The sequence below is a fragment of the Streptomyces sp. A012304 genome (genome assembly GCF_026008495.1).
Classification (GTDB): domain Bacteria; phylum Actinomycetota; class Actinomycetes; order Streptomycetales; family Streptomycetaceae; genus Streptomyces.
This window is the reverse complement of sequence record NZ_BQUN01000227.1, coordinates 1-4844: the sequence shown is the minus strand read 5'-3', so window position 1 is coordinate 4844 and position 4844 is coordinate 1. Positions and strand designations below refer to the sequence as shown.

General features: G+C 76.3%; 2 protein-coding genes. Both read right to left on the bottom strand.

What is annotated here, in order from left to right; translation table 11 throughout:
* Window positions 1–1915: type I polyketide synthase (locus tag ALMP_RS42905; protein ID WP_375803627.1), on the bottom strand; the 1915-nt coding region annotated here is incomplete at its 3' end.
* Window positions 1916–1944: 29 nt separating this feature from the next.
* Window positions 1945–4844, bottom strand: a 2900-nt coding sequence (locus tag ALMP_RS42900; RefSeq protein WP_264937484.1) for a type I polyketide synthase, incomplete at its 5' end; no start/stop codon positions are given.

The window sequence follows — 4844 nt, the reverse complement described above, 5'->3', positions numbered from 1 at the left end:
CCCCGTGCGCCTGCCACAGCGCGGCCAAGGACACCATCACCGCCCACAGGGCGGGCTGGACGACGTCGACCCGGTCCAGCCAGTCGTCGGACTCCGAGCGCAGGACCGACGTCAGTGACCAGTCGACGTGGGGCGCCAGGGCGTTCTCGCACGCGGTGATCCGCTCCGCGAACACCGGCGCGCTGTCCAGCAGGCCGGCGGCCATCCCCCGCCACTGGGAGCCCTGGCCGGGGAAGACCAGCACGGGCCGGGTGACCGGGCGGGCCGTGCCCCGCACCACGCCCGCGCCGGGTTCGTCGGCGGCCAGGGACTCCAGGCCCGCCACGAGGCCGGCGCGGTCGGCGGCCAGGACCACCGCGCGGTCCTCGAGGGCGGAGCGGTGCACGGCGAGGGCGAGCGCGATGTCGGGGAGCGGGGTGCCGGTGTCGGTCCGGGTGTACCGGGCCAGCCGGCCGGCGTGGGCCCGCAGGCCGGCCTCGCCGCGGGCGGAGACGACGAAGGGCAGCGTTCCCGGCGTCGTGTGCGGTGTCGTGCCGTCCTCGTCCGCCGGGGCGGTGGGCTCGGTGACCGCCTCTTCGAGGATCACATGGGCGTTGGTGCCGCTGGCGCCGAACGCGGAGACGCCGGCCCGGCGCGGTTCACCGGCCGCGGGCGCCCAGTCGACGGTGTCGGTGAGCAGTTCGACCGCGCCGGACGACCAGTCGACGCGCGGCGTCGGCTCGTCGACGTGCAGCGTCCTCGGGAGGGTGCCGTGGCGCATCGCCATGACCGTCTTGATGACGCCGGCCACCCCGGCGGCGGCCTGGGTGTGGCCCAGGTTGGACTTCACCGCGCCCAGTCGGAGGGGCCGGTCGGGTGAGCGGCCGGGCCCGTAGGTGGCGATGAGGGCCTGTGCCTCGATGGGGTCGCCGAGCCGGGTGCCGGTTCCGTGCGCCTCCACGGCGTCGATGTCGGAGGGCGCCAGGCCCGCGTTGGCGAGGGCCTGTTCGATCACCCGTTGCTGGGAGGGGCCGTTGGGCGCGGTCAGGCCGTTGCTGGCGCCGTCCTGGTTGACCGCGGTGCCGCGGACGACGGCCAGGACGGGGTGGCCGTTGCGGCGCGCGTCGGAGAGCCGCTCCACCAGGAGCATGCCGACGCCCTCGGACCAGCCGGTGCCGTCGGCGGCGGCGGCGAACGGTTTGCACCGGCCGTCGGGCGCGAGTCCGCGTTGCCGGCTGAACTCGATGAAGGCGGCCGGGGTGGCCATCACGGTCACCCCGCCGGCCAGGGCCAGGGTGCATTCGCCCTGCCGCAGCGCCTGGACGGCGAGGTGCAGGGCGACCAGGGAGGACGAGCAGGCGGTGTCCACGGTCACCGCGGGGCCTTCGAGCCCGAGGGCGTAGGAGACCCTGCCGGACATGACGCTGCCGACGCTGCCGGTGAGGGCGTAGCCCTCGACGCCGTCGGGCATGCGCTCCACGCCGGCGCCGTAGCCGGTGGGTGTTCCGCCTATGAAGACACCGGTGGGGCTGCCCTTCAGGCCGCGCCCGTCGACGCCGGCGCGTTCGAACGCCTCCCAGGAGGTCTCCAGCAGCAGCCGCTGCTGGGGGTCCATGGCGAGCGCCTCGCGCGGGCTGATCCCGAAGAAGCCGGGGTCGAAGTCGCCGGCGCCGTCGAGGAATCCGCCCTCGTGCGCGTAGCTGGTGCCGAGGTGGTCGGGGTCGGGGTGGTAGAGGGTGTCGACCGGCCAGCCCCGGTCGAGGGGGAAGTCACCGATCGCGTCGACGCCGTCGGCGACCAGCCGCCACAGGTCCTCGGGCGAGCGGACGCCGCCGGGGTAGCGGCAGGACATGCCGATGACGGCGATCGGCTCGGGCCGCTCCAGCTCCGCGATGCGGGCGCGGGCCCGCTGGAGGTCGACCGTGGCGCGCTTCAGGTAGTCCCGCAGCTTCGCTTCGCTGCCGCTCATGAGTGGTCACCTTTCGGGGCCTGCCCGGGGGCTTCGAGATGGTGGTCGAGCAGGGCGAACAGTTCGTCGTCGGAGGCGGTCTCGACGCCCGCCCCGTCCGGTGCCTCGGCGTCCTCCCTGCCGAGGGAGGAGAGCCGGTCCAGGAAGCGCCGCATGCGCAGCGCGACCCGGGCCCGGGTCTGCGGGTCCTCGTCCGCCACCTGGTCGAACGCGGCCTCCAGGCCGTCGAGTTCGGCGAGGACGGGGGCGAGGAGGGAGCGGTCGCCGCCGGTCAGGTCGGCGCGCAGCCGGGTGGCCAGCTCGGCGGGGGTCGGGTGGTCGAACACCAGGGTGCTGGGCAGGTCGACGCCGGTGGCGCGGCTGAGCCGGTCCCGGAGGTCGACGGCGGTCAGCGAGTCGAACCCGAGGTCGCTGAAGGCCTGGTCGGCCTGTACCTGGGTGCCCGAGGCGTGGCCGAGGACGGCCGCGACCTCGTCGCGCACGAGGTCCAGGAGGATGGTGTCGCGTTCGGTGGGGCCCGCCGCGGCGAGCCGTCCGGCCAGGCCGGGGTCGGCCGGGCCGGGGCCGGCGGCCGGGGCGGTCCGCGTGGCGAGGGCGGCGCGGGCCTCGGGGAGGCCGCTGAGCAGGGCGCTGGGGCGCAGGGAGGTGAAGCGGGGGGTGAAGGCGTTCCAGTCGACGTCGGCGACGATCACGCCGGTGTCTCCGAGGCGTACCGCACGCGCCATGGCCCGCACGGCGGTGCCGGGGTCCATCGAGCGCAGTCCGCGCCGGGCGAGCTGGTCGCCGTCGTCCTGCTCGGCCATGCCGCCGCCCGCCCACGGCCCCCACGCGAGGGACGTGGCGGCCAGGCCGCGGGCGCGCCGGTCCTCGGCGAGCGCGTCGAGGTGGGCGTTGGCGGCTCCGTAGACGCCCTGGGCGCCGCTGCCCCAGGCCCCGGCGATCGAGGAGAACAGCACGAACGCGTCGAGCGGACGGTCGCCGAGCACGGCGTCCAGGTGGGTGGCGCCCGCCGCCTTGCCCGCGGTGATCCGCGCGGACCCGACCGGGTCGGTGTCCGTGATGAGCGCGGTCTGGGTCACTCCGGCGGCGTGCACGACCGCGCGCAGCGGCGGTCCGTCGGCGTCGATGCGTGCCACGAGGGCTGCCACGGCGCTCCGGTCGGCCATGTCGCAGGTCTCGACGAGCACGCTCGTGCCGAGGGCGGTCAGTTCGGCCGCGAGTTCCTCGGCGCCCGGGGTCCGCGCGCCCCGCCGGCCGGCCAGGACGATCCGCTCGGCGCCCGCGGTGGCCGCCCAGCGTGCCACGTGCGCGCCCAGGCCGCCGGTGCCGCCGGTGACGAGGACCGTGCCGGCCGGCTGCCAGAGGGTGTCGTCGCTGTCGGCGGACGCAGCCGGCGCGGACGCGCGGGCCAGCCGCCGTACGTGGACGCCGTCGGGGCGGATCGCCACCTGGTCCTCGGCGCCGTGGGCGAGGACGTCGGCGAGGCGGGAGAAGACGTCGGTGCTGCTCGGCGTCCCGGACCCGTCCGGTGCGGCGTCACCCGCCGACGGGACGCCGGGCCTCGTCGTCGTCGACGGGCCGTCGGACCTGTCGGTCGTCGTGGACGGGTCGCCGGACCTGTCGGTCGTCGTGGACGGGCCGTCGGACCAGTTCGTCGTTGTCGACAGGTCGCCGGACCTGTTCGTCGTGGCGGGGGCCGTGGCCGTGATGTCCACCAGGCCGCCCCAGAGGCCGGGCAGTTCGAGCGCGGCGCTCCGGCCGAGCCCCCAGATCTGTGCCTGTGCGGTGCGGGTCAGCGGGTCGGACGCCCCGGTGGAGACGGCGCCGGAGGTCACACACCACAGGCGGCCGCCGGAGCCGGTGTCGGCGAGCGCCTGGAGGAGCGCGAGGGTCGCCGCGAGGCCCTGGGTGAGACCGGGCAGATCGCGGTGGTCGCCCGGCAGGTCGGCCAGGAGCGACACCACACCGTCGAGGGGGCCGAGTCCGCGCAGCCGCTCGGCGAGCGGGCCGCGTGCGCACTCGGGGGTGTCGACCCGGAGCCGGGTCACGGAGGCCCCGCGCTGTTCGAGTCCGCGCGCGCACGCGTCGGCGAGGGGGCTCCCCGGACGGCTCACCACCGCCCAGGTGCCGGTCAGCCGGGCATCCGTCGGTCCCGGCCAGGGGGTCCACTCGGCGCGGTACCGCCAGGTGTCCGGGTCGTCGGGGCCGCCGCCGTGAGCGGTCCGGGGGTCGGGCAGCGGGTCCAGCCAGTAGCGCCGGCGTTGGAAGGCGTAGGTCGGCAGGTCGACCGGGGCGTCGCCGTGGCCCGTGAAGAAGACGCTCCAGTCCACGGGCGTGCCGTGCGTGTAAAGCGCGCCCAGGGCGGAGACGAGGGTGGCCCGCTCCGGCCGGTCGCGGCGGACGGCCGGGACGGCGAGCGCGTCGGAAGCCGGGCCGAGGCACTCGCGGGCCATCGCGGTCAGCACCCCGTCGGGCCCGACCTCCAGCAGCACGGCCCCGCTCCGGACGTCCAGCGCGGCCACGCCGTCGGCGAAGCGGACGGGTTCGCGGACCTGGCGCACCCAGTACTCCGGGTCGGTCAGTTCGCCGGCCTCGGCGGGCCGCCCGGTCAGGTTGGAGACGACCGTGATCGCGGGCTCGGCGTACGACACCCCCTCCAGGACCGTGCGGAACTGCGCGAGCATCGGCTCCATACGGTGCGAGTGGAAGGCATGCCCCACCTGGAGCCGCCGGGTCTTGCGCCCCTCGGCCGCGAACCGGGCCGCCACCCGAAGCACGGCGTCCTCGTCACCGGAAACGACCACCGACTCCGGCCCGTTCACCGCCGCGACGCACACCGCCCCTTCCAGCGCCGCCGCCACCTCCGCCTCACTCGCCTGCACCGCGACCATCGCAC